Annotated in this window: 16 protein-coding genes; 11 read left to right on the forward strand and 5 right to left on the reverse strand. The window is 65.0% G+C overall.

Annotation, left to right across the window (positions count from 1 at the left end; translation table 11 throughout):
- Window positions 1–18 precede the first annotated feature (18 nt).
- The gene (locus tag AC07X6_RS15815; protein ID WP_152281250.1) at window positions 19–1,533 is read right to left on the reverse strand and encodes an AMP nucleosidase; all 1,515 of its coding nucleotides are present in this window, start codon (window positions 1,531–1,533) and stop codon (window positions 19–21) included.
- A 113-nt stretch (window positions 1,534–1,646) separates the two neighbouring features.
- On the opposite strand from AC07X6_RS15815, the gene AC07X6_RS15820 reads away from it, so the two are divergent.
- From AC07X6_RS15820 to AC07X6_RS15835, 4 genes are all read left to right on the forward strand, one after another.
- The gene (locus AC07X6_RS15820) at window positions 1,647–2,246 is read left to right on the forward strand and encodes a TetR/AcrR family transcriptional regulator (RefSeq protein ID WP_494791583.1); all 600 of its coding nucleotides are present in this window, start codon (window positions 1,647–1,649) and stop codon (window positions 2,244–2,246) included.
- 17 nt (window positions 2,247–2,263) lie between these two features.
- Window positions 2,264–3,067, forward strand: coding sequence for a type I methionyl aminopeptidase (gene map, locus AC07X6_RS15825; RefSeq protein ID WP_494791584.1), 804 nt, complete (start codon window positions 2,264–2,266; stop codon window positions 3,065–3,067).
- A gap of 2 nt (window positions 3,068–3,069) precedes the next feature.
- The gene (locus tag AC07X6_RS15830; RefSeq protein WP_494791585.1) at window positions 3,070–3,471 is read left to right on the forward strand and encodes a hypothetical protein; all 402 of its coding nucleotides are present in this window, start codon (window positions 3,070–3,072) and stop codon (window positions 3,469–3,471) included.
- Between the two features lie 78 nt (window positions 3,472–3,549).
- Window positions 3,550–4,200, forward strand: a complete 651-nt coding sequence (locus tag AC07X6_RS15835; RefSeq protein ID WP_230541138.1) for an FABP family protein — start codon at window positions 3,550–3,552, stop codon at window positions 4,198–4,200.
- Here the strand turns inward: AC07X6_RS15835 and AC07X6_RS15840 are convergent.
- A complete protein-coding gene (locus AC07X6_RS15840; protein WP_494791586.1) occupies window positions 4,197–6,659 on the reverse strand; it encodes a tetratricopeptide repeat protein in 2,463 nt (820 codons plus the stop codon). The two genes, AC07X6_RS15835 and AC07X6_RS15840, sit on opposite strands and share 4 nt — an antisense overlap.
- 81 nt (window positions 6,660–6,740) lie before the next feature.
- Complete coding sequence (locus AC07X6_RS15845; RefSeq protein ID WP_494791587.1) at window positions 6,741–7,520, reverse strand: AraC family transcriptional regulator; 780 nt, start codon at window positions 7,518–7,520, stop codon at window positions 6,741–6,743.
- Between the two features lie 107 nt (window positions 7,521–7,627).
- Between AC07X6_RS15845 and AC07X6_RS15850 the strand changes: the two genes are divergently transcribed.
- Window positions 7,628–8,521 (forward strand): DMT family transporter, encoded by an 894-nt coding sequence (locus tag AC07X6_RS15850; RefSeq protein ID WP_494791588.1) that lies wholly within the window; start codon window positions 7,628–7,630, stop codon window positions 8,519–8,521.
- Window positions 8,522–8,559: 38 nt separating this feature from the next.
- A complete protein-coding gene (locus tag AC07X6_RS15855; RefSeq protein ID WP_494791589.1) occupies window positions 8,560–9,147 on the forward strand; it encodes an O-methyltransferase in 588 nt (195 codons plus the stop codon).
- Here AC07X6_RS15855 and AC07X6_RS15860 read toward each other — a convergent pair whose 3' ends face one another.
- Together AC07X6_RS15860 and AC07X6_RS15865 are read right to left on the reverse strand one after the other, a co-directional pair.
- Window positions 9,148–9,657, reverse strand: coding sequence for a GAF domain-containing protein (locus tag AC07X6_RS15860; protein WP_494791590.1), 510 nt, complete (start codon window positions 9,655–9,657; stop codon window positions 9,148–9,150).
- Window positions 9,658–9,688: 31 nt separating this feature from the next.
- Window positions 9,689–10,615, reverse strand: coding sequence for a LysR family transcriptional regulator (locus AC07X6_RS15865; RefSeq protein WP_494791591.1), 927 nt, complete (start codon window positions 10,613–10,615; stop codon window positions 9,689–9,691).
- Window positions 10,616–10,700: 85 nt separating this feature from the next.
- Here AC07X6_RS15865 and AC07X6_RS15870 point away from each other — a divergent pair, with 85 nt between their 5' ends.
- The 5 genes from AC07X6_RS15870 (at window position 10,701) to AC07X6_RS15890 (ending at window position 17,878) form a co-directional block, all read left to right on the forward strand.
- Window positions 10,701–11,693, forward strand: a complete 993-nt coding sequence (locus AC07X6_RS15870; RefSeq protein ID WP_494791592.1) for an aldo/keto reductase — start codon at window positions 10,701–10,703, stop codon at window positions 11,691–11,693.
- Window positions 11,694–11,817: 124 nt separating this feature from the next.
- Window positions 11,818–12,642: a CheR family methyltransferase gene (locus AC07X6_RS15875; RefSeq protein WP_494791593.1), complete on the forward strand. Its 825-nt coding sequence runs from the start codon at window positions 11,818–11,820 to the stop codon at window positions 12,640–12,642.
- Between the two features lies 1 nt (window position 12,643).
- Window positions 12,644–13,252, forward strand: a complete 609-nt coding sequence (locus AC07X6_RS15880; RefSeq protein ID WP_494791594.1) for a chemotaxis protein CheB — start codon at window positions 12,644–12,646, stop codon at window positions 13,250–13,252.
- A 106-nt stretch (window positions 13,253–13,358) separates the two neighbouring features.
- Complete coding sequence (locus AC07X6_RS15885; RefSeq protein ID WP_494791595.1) at window positions 13,359–14,483, forward strand: hybrid sensor histidine kinase/response regulator; 1,125 nt, start codon at window positions 13,359–13,361, stop codon at window positions 14,481–14,483.
- Window positions 14,480–17,878, forward strand: a complete 3,399-nt coding sequence (locus tag AC07X6_RS15890) for a hybrid sensor histidine kinase/response regulator (RefSeq protein ID WP_494791596.1) — start codon at window positions 14,480–14,482, stop codon at window positions 17,876–17,878. Before AC07X6_RS15885 ends, AC07X6_RS15890 begins: the two co-directional genes overlap by 4 nt.
- Window positions 17,879–17,898: the final 20 nt, after the last annotated feature.

A 17,898-nucleotide genomic window follows, 5' to 3' on the forward strand; every position in this document is an offset into this window, starting at 1 on the left:
TAACTGCCCGCCCGAGATTTACTGAAACGCCACCTCGGCAAAACTGCGCAATTTGCGGCTATGCAGCCGGTCCACGCCCTGGCGGCGCAGCAGTTCCACGGCGCGGATGCCGATGCGCAGATGCTGGTCGACCCGTTCGCGGTAGAAGTGATTCGCCATGCCGGGCAGCTTGATTTCGCCGTGCAGGGGCTTGTCGCTCACGCACAGCAGGGTGCCGTACGGGACGCGGAAACGGAAGCCGTTGGCGGCGATCGTCGCGCTTTCCATGTCCAGCGCGATGGCGCGGCTCTGGCTGAAACGGCGCTCCGGCGTGCGCTGCGGCAGCAGTTCCCAGTTGCGGTTGTCCGTGCTGGCCACCGTCCCCGTGCGCATGATGTGTTTCAGATCATGCCCCGTGAGCTGGGTGATTTCCGCCACGGCCGTTTGCAGCGCCTGCTGGATTTCCGCCAGCGGCGGAATCGGCACCCACAGCGGCAAGTCTTCGTCGAGCACATGGTCTTCGCGCACATACGCATGCGCCAGCACGTAGTCGCCCAGGCTTTGCGTGGTACGCAGCCCCGCGCAATGGCCCAGCATCAGCCAGGCGTGCGGGCGCAGCACGGCGATATGGTCGGTGATGGTCTTGGCGTTGGCCGGTCCCACGCCGATATTGACCATGGTGATGCCGCTGCCGTCCGCGCGCAGCAAATGGTAGGCGGGCATCTGCGGCAGGCGCGGCGGGGCTGCGCCCAGCGCATCTTCGCTTTCGACCGTCTGGCCAACCCGGCGCGTGACGACGTTGCCCGGTTCGACGAAGGCGACATAGCCGTCGTCGTCCGACGGTGCTTGCGCGTCGGGCGCGCGGTCCATCATGGCGTGGCCCAGGCGGATGAATTCGTCGATGTAGAACTGGTAATTGGTAAACAGGACGAAGTTCTGGAAATGCTGCGGCGAGGTGCCGCTGTAGTGGCGCAGGCGCTGCAGCGAGTAATCGACGCGCGGTCCCGTAAACAGCGACAGCGGCTGCGCTTCGCCATGCGCCGGTTCGTGCGTGCCGTTGGCGATGCCGTCGTCCATGGCCGACAGGTCGGGCAGGTCGAACAGGTCGCGCATGGCCAGGCGGCGGCCCGCATCCATATTGCCTTCGATATGGTCATGCTCGGCGAACGAGAAATGCACGGGTATCGGCTGGGCGCTGACGCCCACTTCCAGGTGCACTTTCTGGCCGCTGTTATGGTTTTTCAGCAGCAGGGTGAACTGGTCAAGGTAATAGTCGCCGAACAGGTCGGGGCGCGTCAGGGTGGTTTCAAACACGCCGGGGCCGGCGACAAAACCGTAGGCCAGCGGCGAGTCGGCGCGCGCCACGGTGTCCGTCTGGATGCGCACGAAGGGGTAGCAGGCGCGCACGCGCTCGTGCATGTCTTCGCCGGCGACAAAGCGCTGCAGCGCGTCGCGCAAGTGTTCGATGCTGCTGCGGTAAATGGCTTGCACCTGTTCCAACGCCAGGCGTGGATCGTCGAAGCGGGAGGAGGCGATGAAGGGGGGCGTAAGCAAGCGGATTCTCCTTGTGGCGGTTCGTGCATACCATTGTAAGGCAGCAAGGCAACTCATGTTGGCGCATGTCGGGGGCGCTTGACGGATTCAAATAGAATCTGTATTCTATTTGAATGGTCAGACTCGCCAAATTCAACGAAAACAACTTTATCGACAGCGCGATCGCCGTCGCCGCCCAGTGCGGCGTGGGCGCCGTGTCGATGGCCGCCATCGCCGTCAAGGCCGGCGCGCCTATCGGTTCCGTGTATCACCGCTTCGATTCGCGCAACGCGATTCTGGCGCGCGCCTGGCTGCGCGTGAAGAGCGACTTCCGCGAGGAGGTAGCCAGCCGCTGGCTCGGCGGCGACACCTGGGCTGGCGTGCACGGCCTGCTGGACTGGTGCCGGCGCAAGCCCGTGTATGCGCGCTTCCTGCTGCAATGCGAGGACAGCCCCGATTTCTGCAGTGGCCTTGGCGAGGAATTGCTGGCCGCCGTGGAAGAGGAACAGGCGGCGCTCGATGCCTGCTTTGCCCGCTGCGCCGAAGCCATGCCCGCCACCACCGAGCTTGATCTCGATCACATGCTGCTCAAATTCGTGCTGATCGACGCGCCCGTGGCCGTCGTCAAGCCTTACCTGACCCAGGAGCGGCCGATACCGGCCAGCGTCGACGCCATGCTGCGCGCCTCGCACGACGCCGTGCGCGGCTGGGCGACCCAAACCATCACACACTGACAAAGAAAAGAATCCCCATGCGCTATTCCACCCAGCTTGAACACGGCAAGAAAATCCCCCTGCACGACGAAGAAGGTTTCATCGGCATGCGCGCGGCCGGCCGCATCGCCGCCGATACGCTCGACTACATCGCGCCTTTCGTGAAACCGGGCGTGTCAACGGCAAAACTCGACGCCCTGTGCGAAGAATTCATGCGCGCCGCCGGTGCCATTCCCGGCACCATCGACTACCACGGCTACAAGCACGCCAGCTGCATCTCCGTCAACCACGTGGTCACGCACGGCATCCCGTCGGAAACGAAAATCCTGAAAGTGGGCGACATCCTGAACATCGACGTGACGCCGAAGTTCCAGGGCTGGTTCGGCGACACCAGCCGCACCTTCAAGGTGGGCGCCGTGTCCATCCTGGCCAACCGCCTCGTCAACACGGCGTATGAGGCCATGATGGCCGGCATCCATACCGTGCGCCCGGGCGCGACCCTGGGCGACGTGGGCGCCGCCATCGAGGCGGTGGCCAAGGCGCAGGGCTTTTCCTCCGTGCGCGACTTCTGCGGCCATGGCGTGGGCCAGGTCTTCCACGACACGCCGCAAGTGCTGCACTATGGCCGCGCAGGAACGGGCATCGTGCTCGAACCGGGCATGATTTTCACGATTGAACCGATGCTCAACGTGGGCAGCTACCAGGTCAAGGTCTTGCCCGACAAATGGACGACGGTGACGAAAGACCGTTCGCTGTCGGCGCAGTTCGAGCACTCGCTGGCCGTGACGGAAACGGGTTTTGAAATCTTCACCCTGACCGGTTCGACCGAGCCGCTGGTCTGAGCATGGATGCGGCCAGTGCCAGCCTGACGCAGCGCCTGCTGAGCAAATACCGGCACGACCCGGAAGACGCGCTGCAGCATGTGGCGCTGGCAGTGCTGCAGCAGGAAGGCATCCGCGACGACAGCGTGCTGCGTTCTGAACGCATCGCGGCCCTGGCGCCGCCCGTCGCCGGCGTGGTGCGACTGGCCGAGTGGCTGGCCTATGTGGACTGGGAAGGCTTCGACAGCGCCCTGTACGCGAATGTCGACGCGGTGGCGGCGCTGATTGCCGGTGAATTGCTGTTGCCCGAGGTGGCTGCCAACCTGCTGCAAACGCGCGATGCAGCCGTGTTTGAAGCGCAGCGTCCCGCGCTGGCCGCTGCGGCCCTGCTGTTCATCGAGCGCCACACTACGCAGTTTCCCTGACGGCTGGCGCTTTGCCGCCGGCGGGCGCGCGTCTTACAATGGCGGCAAGCACTGTTGCCCCATTTTGAAGACTTCCGCATGAGCGATTTTCCCGAAGATATCTACACCGAGCCGTCCGCCGACGTGCACACCCTGAACAACCTGGGCCCCCTGACGGGCATGGCTGGCATCTGGACGGGCACGCGCGGCCTGGACGTCAAGCCGAAAGCGGATGGCCCGCGCAAGCAGGCCTTCGTCGAGCGCATCGAACTGCAGCCGATCGACCCCGTCACCAACGGCCCGCAACTGTTCTACGGCTTGCGCTACTACATCCACATCACCAAGCCGGACCAGGTCAAAACGTATCATGAGCAGGTGGGCTACTGGCTGTGGGAGCCGGCCACGGGCGCCGTGATCCAGACCCTGGCCATCCCGCGCGGCCAGATCGCCATGGCCTCGGGCACGACGACGGCGGACGCCACCAGTTTTGAACTGGTGGCCAAGCGCGATTCGACGGCCTACGGCATCTGCTCGAACCCCTTCCTCGAACACGCGTTCACCACCGTCGAATACCGCATCAAGGTCGATATCCATGCGGACGGCACCTGGGGCTACGACGAAGACACGGTCATGCTCATTCGCGGCAAGGACGAACCGTTCCACCACACGGACCGCAACCTGCTGACGAAAATCGGCGAGCCGACGCCGAATCCGATGGCCTTGCAGGCGCTGGCGGCAGCCGCCGCTTAAGGCTGTCCCTGGGCCACGGCCTTGATCGCGCGCTCCTCGCCCATGGCGGCGGCGATCTTCCAGCGCTGCATGGCGCTGGCGCGGTCGGGGCGTTTTAATCCAGCGCCTTCCCAGTCCATCAGGCCCAGGTTGTAGATGTCGCCCGCGCTGCCTTTGTCGGCGGCCAGGGTGAACCATTTGCGCGCTTCCTTGTGGTTGACGGGAATCTGGTAGCCGCGCACGTGGTACAGGCCCAATAAGTGCATGGCTTGCGCATTGCCCTTGTTCGCCGCCTGTTTCAGCAGATCCAGGCCGCGCGCCATGTTGCGCGGCTCCTGCCAGCCTTCGGCCAGCATCACGCCCTTCGCCGTCAAGGCATAACTGTCGTTCTTCACCAGGCCCTTGCCGACCAGGGGCTTGGCGGCTACCTGGCGCGCTTCGCGCTGCCGCGCCGTCGGCGCCGTGGCGGGGCCGCTCTGGCCTTCGCCCATCAGCAGCATCCAGCCATACAGCCCATACGCGCCCGCGTCGCCCTTGCCGACCAGGTTTTCCAGCATGGCCAGCGCCTGCGCCTTGTCGCCATTTTCGTACAGCTTGACGGCCTTGGCGGCACTTGCGTCCTGCGGCACGGCGGCCGGCGCATGGGGCGCGACGGGTGCCGAGGCCATGGCCGCCTGCTGCGGCGGCGCAGCGGGACGCATGCGCACGGGCAAGCCAACGCTGGCGGCCAGCACGGCGACGCTGGCGGGCGCGAGGATCAGCACTTGCGCGAGCTGGTTGCGGCGGCCCTTGCCGGCGATGCCCATGGCGCGTGCGGCTTGCTGCTCGCCACCCAGGGCTTCGCTCAGCACGGCTTTTACCTTGCGGTTGAACAGCCAGTAGCCGGCGCCCGTGACGAGCAGCCCGGCGACGGCGGCCGCGCCGCGTCCGGCGAAGAACCAGGCGGCGATGGCGGCGGCCAGCGCGGCCAGCGCGCTTTTCCACCAGAACTGCTTGGCCAGCCGCGTGTAGACCTGGCGCAGGGCACCGAGCACGCAGGTGCGCACATTCTGCGCATAGTCGGCCGAGACGACATCGACGTGCGCGTGGTCCGCGTCGCCGCTGAGAACCGATTCGATCACGTCCGCATTCAGTTCCGACGCGGCCACGTCGCGCAGCGGCGTTAATAAACCCTGGACGTGGGCCGAGAACAGGCCGTCATCCAAGCTGCCGGCCAGCGCGTCGCTGAGCGCCTTGAGGTCGCCGCGCAGCAGCTTTTCCACGATGTCGTCCAGGGTCAGCCAGCGCAAGTCCGTGCCGTACGCCACCAGGTGGTGCTTTTCCGCGTTGCACGATGCATCCAGCCGCACGATGCGCAGCTTGGCCGCATACAGGGCGTCGACTTCCTGCGGCTGGTCTTCATTGTAAATGCTCACTTTCGCCAGGGCCAGGCTGCTGGCGATGGCCGCCAGTGAGTGCACGCTCTCCTTGTCGCGGATGCGGCGCGCGTCGTCGGGCGCCTGCTTGGGCAGGCTGACGCTGTAGCCGGGCGCCACGTGCACGTCGACCCAGGCCGCCTTGCCCACCTTGCCGGAACCGTCGCACGGGTTGCAGCGCAAGTCGCCCACGCCGCTGCAGGTGCGGCACGTGACCTTGCCGCTGGCGCGGCAGGTGCCGCAATTGATGTTGCCGGAACCGTGGCAAGTGTTGCAGCTGACCTTGCCGTAGCTGCAATGGTAGCAAGAGCGGTATTCGGTGCGGTACTGGGGCCGCGTTTCGCTGTGGTAGCTGGTGTGCGAGCTGCCGTTGCTGTAGGTGGTAGTGGGCACTTGCACCGTGATGTAGTCGGTGACTTGCTCGGACACCGTGCCGCTGCCGCTGCAATACGAGCAGGACACCTTGCCGCTGCCGTAGCAGCCATAGGCGTCGCAGCTGACGGTGCGCCCGCCGTGGCAGTTCCAGCACGTTTCCGTCGTCGCGCCGTGGCAGGTGTGGCAGCCGATGCGGCCTTTTCCGGAACAGGGGCTGCAGGTATCGAGGTGCCAGTACTTGACGGCGTGCGGCAGGTAGACGCCCGCCTCGACGCCGTTGTAGGCCTGGCCCGGCTGGCGCAGGGCCGCGTCGAGCTTGCTTGCCGCGCGGCGCAGCCGCTCCTTTTCCTGCGCGTGAGCGAGTGCTCCCACCTCGTGGGAGCCACAGCGGCAGTCATTTCCCGTCGGCGCAAAATAGCCATTGATGACGCGCTGCTCGAAGCGCGCCTCGAGCGCGTAATTGGCTTGCAGGGAAAAATCCTGCTGCACGTCTTCCTCGCCCAGCGGCGTGATGTCATGCGGCTCGAAACGCGTCTTGTCCTGCACCAGCGTGCGCAGCTTGCCCAATACGGTGGGGACTTCCTCCTTCCCGAGCGTGAGGGGCGCTGGCGCCGTCACGGCCGTCTCTGTCACCTGCGGCGCATCCTCGCTGCCTGGGGTTTCATGGGCCGTCTCGGTGCTGGGGTTCATGCGCATCCTTTTGCTCTCTGGAAAGATGTTTGAATTTTAGCATCCCAATATGACAAAGCATGACAAAGCGGACCCGCTTTTTCAGCGCAGGCCGCGGCGGAACTGGTCCGGCGTGCCGCCGCTCTGGCGGCGGAACATGGCGATGAAGGCGGAGGCCGTGCTGTAGCCCAGTTCCAGCGCGATCGCCTGCACGGTTTCTCCCCGTTCCAGCATCGGCAGGGCGGCCAGGAAGCGCTGGCGCTGGCGCCATTCGCCGAACGGCATGCCCAGTTCGCGCTGGCAGCGGCGCGCCAGGGTGCGTTCGGTAACGTGCAATTGCGTGGCCCATTCGGACAGTGAGCGGTTACTTCCCGGCTCCGCCTGCAGGGCCGCCAGCAAGGTCGCGATGACGGGCTCGTCGCTGCCGGGCAAATAGTTGCGGCTGCACGGCGCCAGTTGCAATTGGTCGACCAGCACCTGCGCCAGGCGCTGGTCGGCTGCGCTGGCGGGCGTGGTGACGTTTCTTTCGGCGAAGTCGGCCAGGATGGCTTTCAGCAGAGGGCTCAGCACCAGCGCGCACGGCTGCGCCGGCAACTGCGCGCACAGGCTGGCATCGATGTAGGCAGAGTGAAACACGACATCCTGGCGGATATAGCCGTCATGCAAAGTTTCCGGCGGTATCCACACGGCGTACTGGGGCGGCGACAGGTAGCGCTGGCCCGCCACCATGATTTCCATCACGCCCGTGGAGCAATACGTGAGCTGGCCCCACGGATGGCTCTGGTAATCGAATTGCTGGTGCGCGTGATAATCGTCGAGGCGAAAGTACACGGGGTAGGGCAGGGTGTCGGAAACGGCGGGGAAATGCTGGTTGCTGGCCATGGTGTGTCCTGTTTTGTCCTGTTCTTCGCATCGTTTGTCCGGTTTTCATTATATCCATGGAATCGGACCATGCGAAAATGGCGCTCATTGAATCGTGGAGTACTTGCATGAAAGCCAAGCATTATCTGTTTCCCGTGATCGCCGTGCTGATCTGGGCCATCAATACCATCGTCAGCAAGCTGGCCGTCGGCGTGATCGACCCGGCTGCCATCTCGTTTTACCGCTGGCTGCTGGCCGGCGTGCTGCTGGCATTCGTGTTTGCCCGCCCCGTGTGGAAGCAGCGCTCCGTGGTGAAACCGTATCTGGGGAAACTGTTTGTGCTGGGCATGTTGGGCATGGTCATGTACCAATGCCTCGCCTACATCGCCGCGCAAACGACGACGGCCACCAACATGGGCATTCTGGCATCGATGATGCCGCTGCTGGCCGTGGGCCTGTCTGTATTGTTGTTGAAAGAGGCGCCCACCGTGGGCGGCGTGTTCGGCGGCATCGTGTCACTGCTGGGACTCGGTTACCTGCTCAGCCATGGCGACCCGGCCGCGCTGCTCGCCCATGGCGCGGCCGTGGGTGACGCGCTGATGCTGCTGGCGTGCTTGTCGTATGCGGGCTATGGCGTGCTGCTCAAGCGCTGGAAGATTCCCCTGAATAACTGGCACTCGCTGCTGATTCAGGTCTGGTGCGCCGTGCCCGTGCTGTTCGTGTATTACCTGAGCCAGTCGGCGCCGCCCGTCACCGGCGCCGGCTTGCCGCTTGTGCTGTTTGCCGGCATCCCCGCCTCCATCATCGCGCCGTTCTTGTGGATGCACGGCCTGGCCAAGCTGGGCCCGAGCCGCGCCACCACCCTGATGAATCTGCTGCCCGTGTTCACGGTGATTATCGCCATGCTGTTCCTCGGTGAAACCTTGCACAGCTATGACATGATCGGCGGCGGCGTGACCCTGCTGGGCGTGGTGATGGTGCAATATCTGAAGCGCCCCCTGCGCCGTCGCGCCAGCGCCTAGTTTTTTTGCTATGCTGGTGCTTTGAACAAGGAGCCATCATGCCGGACATTGATACCCTGTTGAGCGAACTCGAAGCCTTCGGCAACACCAATGATGCGGCGCACGCGGAACGCGCCAGCCGCATGCTCAACATCACGCGCGACACGGGCGAATTGCTGGCCGTGCTTGTGCACGCGCGCGGCGCGCGCCGGGTGATGGAAATCGGCACCTCGAACGGTTACTCGACCCTGTGGCTGGCGCGCGCCGTGCAGGCGCTGGGCGGCAGCGTGGTGACGGTGGAAAAGGCGCAGGACAAGTTCGACATGGCGCATGCCAACTTTGCGCGCGCGCAATTGCAAGGCGTGATCGGGCAGCTGCTGGCGGACGCGGGCGACGTGCTGCGCGATGCGGCGGACGGCGCCTACGATTTCATCTTCCTCGATTCCGCACGCCAGCAGTATGAACAATGGTGGCCGCAGCTGGACCGGGCGCTGGCGGCAGGCGGCGTGCTGGTGGTCGACAACGCCAGTTCGCACTACGCGGACATGGCGCAGTTCCTTGACGCCATCCGCGCCGACAGCCGCTACACGGCCTGCCTGGCGACTGTCGGCAAGGGCGAATTCATCGCCGTCAAGTCCGGCAACTGATTACTCGGCGACGATAGCCGCTTCCAGCACGCGCACCAGCGATTCGACGCCTTGCGCGTCGACCTCGTCGAAGCGGCTGATCAAGGGGCTGTCGAGGTCGAACACGCCGACGATTTGATTTTGCGCAAAAACGGGCACCACCAGTTCCGAACGCGAATTGACGTCGCAGGCGATGTGGCCGGGAAACGCGTGCACGTCCTGCACGACGATGGACTTGCCTTCGACCACCGTGGTGCCGCACACGCCGCGTCCTTTCTTGATGCGGATGCAGGCCGGCTTGCCCTGGAACGGCCCCAGCACCAGTTCCTCGCCTTTCAGAAAGTAGAAACCAGCCCAGTTCAGGCCCGGCATGGTATTGAAGACCAGCGAACTGAAGTTGGCCGTATTGGCGATGAAGTCGGTTTCGCCCGACAGCAAGCCTTGCAATTGCGAGCGCAGGTCCGCATACATGGCTTGCTTGGCGGCGGGGGTATCGGTGCCGTAGGCGGCGTCGCTGATAGTAAACGTCATGGTCGTGGTGGCGCGCAAAATGGGGAAGGCGTTATGGTAGCGCGTCTGGCGCATCCGCGTGCGGCCCTCGCTTTTGCAGGTGTTCCTGCGCCAGCCGGCGCAGCAGGGGCAGGGCCGCATGGCCGTGTTCTTCCCGCCAGGCCAGGCCGATGCCGGCCGCAAGTTCCTCTCCTTCCAGCAAGGGCCGGTAAGCCACGCCAGCCAGGCGCAGCGCGCGGAACGAGTCGGCCAGCAGCGCCATGCCCTTGCCGGCCGCCACGTCGCCGAGCAGCACATGGTGGTCCACGGCTTCGCGCAGGAAGGCGGGCGCGAAGCCATGGCGGCGAAATACCTGCTGGCAATGGTCGAAGAAGGCGGGCTGGCGCGCCCGTTCGAACCAGTAAATCGATTCTGCCGCGATGTCGGTCAGACTGAGCTTGCGCTTCTTCGCCAGCCGGTGCCCGGCGGGCAGGGCCAGCATCATGGGCTGGCGCGCCAGCGGCTGCACGGCCAGTTCGAAGGTGGCGCTGGGCAAGGCCAGCAGGGCCGCATCGAGCTGGCCCTTACGCACGCCAGCCACCAGGCGCGGCGATGGCGCCGCCGTCAGTTCCAGGCGAATACTGCCCAGCTGCCCTTCCAGCGCCGTCAGCAGGGGGCGGAACAGGCCCGCTTCGACGGAACTGGTCAGACCCAGGCGCAGGCGCGCCGGGGCGGCATCGCTCTGCAGCGACGCTTGCGCCGTATCCAGCAAATCGAGGATGTGCAGCGCCTGCGGCAGCAGGGTGCGGCCCGCCTGCGTCAGGGCCACGCCTTGCGTGTCGCGCTCGAACAGGCGCGCGCCCAGCCGGTCTTCCAGCAGCCGGATGGCGCGCGACAGGGGCGGCTGGGTCATGTGCAATTGCTCGGCCGCCTGGCGGAAGTTCAGGCAGCGGGCGACGGCGCAAAACAGGGTCAATGCATGGGTGTCGAGGGCTCTCATACCAGAAAGGTATCACGAAATTGCGCATTCCCTTGCCGGGTAGCGCGGCCTAGACTGGCCGCATTGACACTTGAGGGAGATCAACATGCAACTGCAACAACGACGCATCGGCCATAGCGGCTTGAACAGCTCGGCACTGGGCCTGGGCTGCATGGGCATGTCGGAATTCTATGGCGCCACGGACGAGGCGCAATCGATGGACACGCTGGAAGCGGCCCTGGCGGCGGGCGTGACCCTGTTCGACACGGCCGACGCCTACGGCTTCGGCCACAACGAGCAATTGCTGGGACGTTTTTTACAAGGCCATCGCGGCCAGGCGCTGGTCGCCACCAAGTGCGGCCTGGCGCGCGAGCCGGGCAGTTATGCGCGCCGCGTCGATAACTCCCCCGCCTACATCCGCCAGGCGTGCGAGGCGTCGCTGGCGCGCCTGGGCGTGGAGAGCCTCGACCTGTTTTATCTGCACCGCCTGAACCTGGACACGCCGCTGGAAGAGTCGATGGGGGCGCTGGCGCAGCTAATGCAAGAAGGAAAAATTCGTGCCGTGGGCCTGTGCGAAGTGAGCGCCGCCACCTTGCGGCGCGCGGCGGCGCTCTGCCCCGTGGCGGCCGTGCAGAGCGAATACTCGCTGTGGACGCGCGAGCCGGAGCAGGGCGTGCTGGCCGCCTGCCGCGACGTGGGCGCCAGTTTCTTTGCCTACAGCCCGCTGGGGCGCGGTTTCCTGACGGGCGCCATCGCCGATGCGGCCAGTCTCGACGCGGGAGATTTCCGCCACTTCAATCCCCGTTTCGCCGCCGGCAACCTGGCGCGCAACCAGGCCATCGTCGCGCTGGTCCGTGATCTGGCGCGCGCGAAAGGCTGCACGCCGGCCCAGCTGGCGCTGGCCTGGCTGCTGGCGCAAGGCGACGACATCATCCCCATTCCCGGCACCAAGCGCATTGCCTATCTGCATGACAACCTGGGCGCGCTGGCCGTGCGGCTGGACGGCGCGGAACTGGCGGCGATGAACGCGGCCTTTCCCTTGGGCATGGCGGCGGGCGCGCGCTACACGGACGAAGGCATGAAGGGCGTGGATGCCTGAAAAAAGACGCGCGAGCGTACGCCAGCGTACCTAACTGATGTTTTCCCTGCGGGATAATCGCCGGCGATCTGCTAGCATTCGGCAGGTTGCACGGTATTCAACGGTCAGGTATCCGATGAGGTGGATGTTGTTAGATGACGATATTTTCGATATAGAACTGAAATTGTTGCTTGAGGGAATATTGCTGCGCTATCAGCACGATTTCCGCGATTATTCGGTGGCGTCCCTGCGCCGGCGCATGCGCCAGGCCATGGAGCGCTTCGGCTGCGCCAGCCTGTCGCAATTGCAGGACCGCATCTTGCACGAGCCGGCCATGTTCGCGCAGATGCTGCAATTCTTTACGGTGCAAGTGAGCGAGATGTTCCGCGATCCCGCGTATTTCCGTGCCTTGCGCGAAAAAGTCGTGCCCATCCTGCACACCTATCCCTCGATCAAGATCTGGGTGGCCGGCTGCAGCAGCGGCGAAGAAGTCTGGTCGCTGGCCATCTTGCTGGACGAGGAAGGCTTGCTCGAACGCAGCATGATTTATGCGACCGATATCAACGTGGAAGCGCTGGCCGCCGCCGAAGCGGGCATCTATCCCGTCGAGCGCATCGCCCAGTTCAGCGAGAATTACCAGCTGGCGGGCGGCAAGCGCTCGCTGTCCGACTATTACACGGCCGCCTACAAGGGCGCCATCTTTGACCGGCGCTTGCGGCGCCAGTTCGTCTTCGCCGACCACAGCCTGGCGACGGACAGCGTGTTTTCGGAGGTGCACATGGTTTCCTGCCGTAACGTGATGATTTACTTCAATAAAGACTTGCAGGACCGCAGCCTGGGCCTGTTCCACGAAGCGCTGGTAAACCGGGGCTTCCTGGGCCTGGGCATGAAGGAAAGCCTGCATTTCAGCCGCCACGCTGCCGCCTTCAACGAGCTGAGCCCGGCTGAGCGCATCTTCCAGCGTGCCTGACATGCTGCCGACCTGCGATGTGGCGCCGCCGCCACCTGGCCTGCGCCTGATCGCCATCGGCGCTTCGGCCGGCGGCGTGGAAGCGCTGGGCATCGTGCTGCGCGCCTTGCCCGCCACCTGCCGCGCGGCCGTGGTGGTGGTGCTGCACCTGGCGCCGGGCCGCTCGAGCCAGTTGCCGCACCTGTATGCGGAACGTTGCCAGCTGCCTTTGCGCGAAGCGCAGGACAAGGAACCGCTGCAAGCGGGCACCGTGTATTTCGCGCCGCCCGATTACCACCTGCAAGTCGAGCCCGATGGCTGTTTTTCCTTGTCGCAGGAAGAGCCCGTGTATTTTTCGCGTCCATCCATCGATGTCCTGCTGGAAACGGCAGCGTACGCCTACCGGCGCGCCATGCTGGCCATCATCCTGACGGGAGCCTCGGCCGACGGCGCGGCGGGCCTGGCGCGCGTGCGGCAGCTGGGCGGCTGTGCCTGGGTGCAAGACCCGCAGCGGGCCAGTTGCGGCATCATGCCGGCCGCCGCGCTCAAGCGGGCCGGCGCCGACCGCGTGCTCGATTTGCCGCAAATGGCAGCCAGCCTGGCCTTGCTGGACAACGCGGGGGACAAGTGAATGGGAGTGGAGCAGTGCGTGTAATATATGCAAAAACTGAAGCAATATTTATATCCATATCGAAATATTATGGCATCTTGCCGTGACGATGCCTGAAGACTACTCCGTGACCGCACCTATCCATATCCTCGTCGTTGACGACATCGCGCAAAACCTGGTCGCCGCCGAAGCCGTGCTGGCGCGGCCCGGCATTGTCATCCTGAAAGCCAGCTCGGGCGCGCAAGCGCTGGAATTGCTGTTGACGCATGAAGTGGCACTGGCCCTGATCGACGTGCAAATGCCGCAGATGGATGGTTTTGAATTGGCCGAACTGATACGCGGCAGCGAGCGCACGCGCAGCATTCCCTTGATTTTTCTCACGGCCGCGTCGCGCGAACCGAGCTACAGTTTCCGTGGCTACGAGGCGGGCGCCGTCGATTTCCTGTACAAGCCCATCGACGTAAAAGCCTTGCAAAGCAAGGTGGCGGTGCTGGTGCAGCTATACCAGCAAAAGCGTGAATTGTCGGCCCAGCTCGACGAGCTCAAGCATGCGCTGCACCTGAATGAACTGTTCACGGCCGTGCTGGGCCACGACTTGCGCACGCCCCTGTCGGTGGTCATGAACGGCGCCATGCTGTTGCCGATGATGAGCGACCACCCGAAGGTGATCGTCACGGCGCAGCGCATCGAAAGCAGCGCCAAGCGCATGGCGCGCATGGTCGACCAGTTGCTGGACCTGGCGCGCATCCGTTCCGGCACGATGGAGTTGCGCAGCAGTACGCACGACTATCTGGCGCTGGCGCGCGCCATCGTCGAGGAATTCGAGACGGCCGGCCAGGCCCCGCTTATCGAGCTCAGCAGCGTGGGCGAGCTGCACGGGCAATGCGATGCGGGCTTGCTGTCGCAAGTCATCTCTAACCTCCTCAGCAATGCCCTCACGCATGGCGAGCCGGGCACGCCCGTGCAACTGGCCCTCGACGGACGGGACGCCTGCAGTATTGAATTGCGCATCGCCAATCGTGGCGTGATTCCCGCCGCCTTGCTGCCGACCCTGTTCGAGCCGTTCCAGCAGGCGGGTGAAAAGCGCCGGACGGGGCAGGGCCTGGGACTGGGCCTGTACACGGTGAACATGTTCGTCCAGGCCCACGGCGGCACGGTCGAGCTCAGTTCGACGGCCGCGCAGGGCACGCTGGCGACGGTGCGCATTCCGCGCCAGTGCCAGGTGCGCGTGCAAGCGGAACTGCCCACATGAGCGCGCCAACCTGGCCGCGCGGCGGCGGCAGCATGGGCGAACTGGTGCGCCAGCGCGACTGGTCCGCCACCAGCCTGGGCGCCGTCGATGGCTGGCCCGCCCATTTGCGCGCCAGCGTCGACATCGTGCTCAATTCGCCCATGGCGATGGTGCTGATGTGGGGGCCGCAGCACGTCATGATTTACAACGACGACTACATCCAGATCGCAGGCGAGCGCCATCCGGCGGCGCTGGGCGGCACGGTGCCGGCCGTCTGGCCGGAAATCTGGGACTGGAACGCGCGCATCCTCGAAGCGGGATTGCGCGGCGAGACGCAGGTGCACCGCGAATGCTGTTTGCCGCTGTTGCGCGGCGGACAGCGCACGGACGTCTGTTTCGACCTGTTTTACGCGCCCGTGCATGGCGCCGACGGCCAGGTGGACGGCGTGCTGTGCACGGCGCTGGAATTGACGGCGCGCATGGAAGAAGGGCGCCAGCTGAAGCTGGCCACGGCCGAACTGGGCCAACTCAACGCCAACTTGCAGATGGAGAGCGAGGCCGTGCGCGCGGCCAACCGCCGCCTGGGCGAGGAGCGGGCGCTGCTGCGCGCCCTGTTCCAGCAGGCACCGAGCTTCATGGCCCTGCTGCGCGGGCCGCGGCACGTGTTTGAATTGGCGAATGAACATTATCTGCGCCTGGTGGGCCACCGCGATCTGCTGGGCAGGTCCGTCGAAGAGGCCTTGCCCGAAGTCAAGGCACAGGGCTTCATCGAACTGCTCGACCAGGTCTACCGCACGGGCGTGCCCTTCGAAGGACGCCAGGTCAAAGTGGATTTGCAGACGGCGGATGGGCAAACGGGACAGCGCCAGATCGATTTCGTGTACCAGCCCATCAAGGATGACGAGGGCACGGTGACGGGCATCCTCGTCGAAGGCATCGACGTCACCGAACGCATGGAAAGCGAGGAGCGCTTGCGCCTGGCCCAGCAGGCGGGCGGCATCGGCACCTTCGAATGGTTCCCCGGGACGGGCGCGATGGTGGTGTCGCCCACCTTCCGCCGCCTGTGGGGCATTGCCGACGAGGTGGAAGTCACGGAGCGCCTGCTGGTGAGCCTGGTTGACGAACGGGACTTGACGAAGGTTGGCCCCAGCAAGCTTGATCTGGCGCCCAATCCGCTGGAATACGTGGAGTACCGCATCCGCCGTCCCGCCGATGGCGCGCTGCGCTGGATCGCGCGCCAGGGCGAGGTGTTCGCCGGACGCGTGCCGGGACAGCGCCGCTATGTGGGCGTGTCGTTCGACGTGACGGAACGGCGCCAGATCGAGGATGAACTCAACGCCAGCCAGGAGCGCATGGCGGCCATTTTCGGCCAGGCTTCGGTGGGCTTGTCGGAGCTGGGCCTCGATGGCCGTTTCCAGCGGGTCAACGGGGCCCTGTGCTGCATGCTGGGCCGTTCCGCCGAAGAGTTGCTGAGCCTGAACATGAACGACATCATGCATCCGGCGGACGTGCCCGGCAACGGCGTGCTGTTCCGGCGCCTGGTGGAAACGGGCGAGTCGTTCTCGCTGGAAAAGCGCTACCTGAAGCCCGACGGCTCGCAAGTGTGGGTGTCGAGCAATGTCAGTCGCCTCGTCGATGAGCAGGGTCATACGCGTTCCTTGATCGCCGTCAAGACGGATATCACGGAGCGGCGCCGCGTGGAAAAGGCGCTGCATGAATTGAACGAAACGCTCGAGCACCGGGTCGAACAGGAAGTGAGCGAGCGCACCAAGGCCGAAGACGCCTTGCGCCAGGCGCAAAAAATGGAAGCCGTGGGCCAGCTGACGGGCGGCATCGCGCACGATTTTAATAATGTGCTGCAAATCATTTCCGGCAATTTGCATTTGCTGCAGCACTTGGCGGGCACGGATGGCCTCATGCGCCAGCGCCTGGACACGGCGATTGCCGCCGTCGAGCGGGGCGCCAAGCTGTCGTCGCACCTGCTGGCGTTTGCGCGGCGTCAACCGCTCAAACCCGTGGTGGCCGACCTGGCGCGCGTGGTGCGCAACATGGATGCGCTGCTGCGGCGCGCCCTGGGCGAAGCGATCGACATCGTGCTGGTGGGCGGCGGCGGGCTGTGGAATACCCTGGTCGACCGCAGCCAGATCGAGAACGTCATCCTGAACCTGGCCATCAATGCGCGCGACGCCATGGATGGCGTGGGCAAGCTGACCATCGAGCTGGGCAACGTCGTGCTCGACGAACAGTATGTGCACAATCTGGTCGACGTGCCGGCGGGCCAGTACGTGATGCTGTCGGTGACGGACACGGGCCGCGGCATGAGCGGCCCCGTGCTGCAGCGCGCGTTCGAGCCTTTCTTTACCACCAAGCCGGAAGGCGCGGGCACGGGCCTGGGCTTGTCGATGGCGTATGGCTTTGTCACGCAAAGCCGCGGCCATATCCGCATTTACAGTGAACCTGGCGTGGGCACGGGAGTCAAAATCTATCTGCCCCGTTCCCTGATGGCCGAAGCGGACGAGGAACTGGAATTGAGCGGCGTCGTCACGGGCGGCACGGAAACCGTGCTGGTGGTGGAAGACGATGTGGGCGTGCGCACCACCGTGGTCGACATGCTGGGGGCGCTCGGCTATACGGTGCTCAAGGCCGAGGATGGCGAAAGCGCGCTGGCCGTGCTGCACAGCGGCGCGCAGATCGACTTGCTGTTTACGGACGTGATCATGCCCGGCCCCGTCAGCAGCACGGAGATGGCGCGCCAGGCGCGCGAGTTGCAGCCCGATATCGCCGTGCTGTTTACGTCCGGCTATGCGCAGGATGTCATCGTGCACGAAGGACGGCTGGACGCGGGCGTGGAATTGCTCAGCAAGCCATACCGGCGCGAAGAGCTGGCGCGCAAGCTGCGCCATGTGCTGGCCAACCGCCAGCAGCAAATGCGTGCGCGCCAGTTTGAACGGTCCGGTGCGCCCGTGGCTGGCACGCTGGCGACCGGCAGCGCGGCGGCCAGCGTGCGGGGAAGCGGCACGCCGGGACTGGACTTGACGGGCCATGCGCCGGAACCGCAGGGGGACATGCCGACATCGATGAAGATACTCGTGGTGGAAGACAATCTCGATTCCCAGCTGATGGTGTGCGAACTGGTGGGCATGCTGGGCCACACGGTCAGCGGCGTGTCCGATGGCGAGGCGGCGTGGGAATTGCTTAATGAGCAAGACTTCGATATCCTGTTTACCGATGTCAGCCTGCCCGGCATGTCCGGCATCGCGCTGGCACGCATGGTGCTGCGCGAAAAACCGGACATGCGCATCATCTTTTCCACCGGCTATGGCAAGGAATCGATGGACGAGCTGGGCTTTTCCGCCAGTGTCTTGCGCAAGCCCTATGACTTGACGGAGTTGCAAGCGGCACTCGACCAACCCTGACGGGCACGCGCCGCCTCGGC

The organism is Janthinobacterium sp. GW460-12-1-14-LB5 (assembly GCF_059423585.1).

What these genes read in the sequence shown, in the direction of transcription:
- AC07X6_RS15870 (WP_494791592.1), top strand. Translation starts at nt 10,701, where the DNA reads ATGCAACTGCAACAACGACGCATCGGCCATAGCGGCTTGAACAGCTCG.
- AC07X6_RS15860 (WP_494791590.1), bottom strand. Translation starts at nt 9,657, where the DNA reads ATGACGTTTACTATCAGCGACGCCGCCTACGGCACCGATACCCCCGCC.
- AC07X6_RS15820 (WP_494791583.1), top strand. Translation starts at nt 1,647, where the DNA reads ATGGTCAGACTCGCCAAATTCAACGAAAACAACTTTATCGACAGCGCG.
- AC07X6_RS15850 (WP_494791588.1), top strand. Translation starts at nt 7,628, where the DNA reads ATGAAAGCCAAGCATTATCTGTTTCCCGTGATCGCCGTGCTGATCTGG.
- AC07X6_RS15865 (WP_494791591.1), bottom strand. Translation starts at nt 10,615, where the DNA reads ATGAGAGCCCTCGACACCCATGCATTGACCCTGTTTTGCGCCGTCGCC.
- map (WP_494791584.1), top strand. Translation starts at nt 2,264, where the DNA reads ATGCGCTATTCCACCCAGCTTGAACACGGCAAGAAAATCCCCCTGCAC.
- AC07X6_RS15840 (WP_494791586.1), bottom strand. Translation starts at nt 6,659, where the DNA reads ATGAACCCCAGCACCGAGACGGCCCATGAAACCCCAGGCAGCGAGGAT.
- AC07X6_RS15845 (WP_494791587.1), bottom strand. Translation starts at nt 7,520, where the DNA reads ATGGCCAGCAACCAGCATTTCCCCGCCGTTTCCGACACCCTGCCCTAC.
- AC07X6_RS15880 (WP_494791594.1), top strand. Translation starts at nt 12,644, where the DNA reads ATGCTGCCGACCTGCGATGTGGCGCCGCCGCCACCTGGCCTGCGCCTG.
- AC07X6_RS15855 (WP_494791589.1), top strand. Translation starts at nt 8,560, where the DNA reads ATGCCGGACATTGATACCCTGTTGAGCGAACTCGAAGCCTTCGGCAAC.
- AC07X6_RS15890 (WP_494791596.1), top strand. Translation starts at nt 14,480, where the DNA reads ATGAGCGCGCCAACCTGGCCGCGCGGCGGCGGCAGCATGGGCGAACTG.
- AC07X6_RS15875 (WP_494791593.1), top strand. Translation starts at nt 11,818, where the DNA reads ATGTTGTTAGATGACGATATTTTCGATATAGAACTGAAATTGTTGCTT.
- AC07X6_RS15830 (WP_494791585.1), top strand. Translation starts at nt 3,070, where the DNA reads ATGGATGCGGCCAGTGCCAGCCTGACGCAGCGCCTGCTGAGCAAATAC.
- AC07X6_RS15835 (WP_230541138.1), top strand. Translation starts at nt 3,550, where the DNA reads ATGAGCGATTTTCCCGAAGATATCTACACCGAGCCGTCCGCCGACGTG.